Annotated in this window: 1 pseudogene; it reads right to left on the bottom strand. The window is 69.3% G+C overall.

The features are described 5' to 3' along the window. Positions 1–395, bottom strand: a pseudogene (locus tag F8271_RS31730) (transposase); the annotation flags it as partial. Positions 396–570: the final 175 nt, after the last annotated feature.

Raw genomic sequence — 570 nt, forward strand, 5'->3', positions numbered from 1 at the left:
GGCGCCAGAGCCCGGTTCGCGACCAGCGCGAACAGCACCCGCTCCACGTCGACCTCCCGCCGCGCCGAGCCGACCAACGGCCGTAGGACGGTGTCGATTCGCAGCCGGCGCCACAGCCCGTCGAGCAGCCACGCCCCGCCCAGCGGCCGGGACTCGGTGAACGACAACCCGGCCGGCGCGGCCGCGGCGAGGGCGTCGGCCGGGGCCAGCAGCCGCGACAACGCGTCCACCAGGCGGCGGATACCGGCCACGTCGAGCTGGTCGGCACGGCCGAACGAGTACAACACCCGGGTCTTGGACGCCTTCGCGGCCGGGTCCCACTCGTTGTGGGCCAACTGCAGGTAGCGGATCGTCTGCCCGTCACGGGTCTTGCGTGTCGACGCCTTCACGTACACGAGGCACGACCGTACACCGACTATGAGACCAGGCATAGATCAGCAGCTCATAGAAGTTATCCACAGGCAGGCGTGTCACTAGGCGTTTTCGCGGCTTCCGCCAGGCCGCAACGCTTTGACCTGCGCCTTCACGCCGCGACGCCGACTATATCGACGCTGAGCTGCGGAACGCAGG

Origin of the sequence: Micromonospora sp. ALFpr18c (assembly GCF_008868155.1) — a bacterium.
In the GTDB taxonomy this organism is placed as follows: Bacteria; Actinomycetota; Actinomycetes; order Mycobacteriales; family Micromonosporaceae; genus Micromonospora.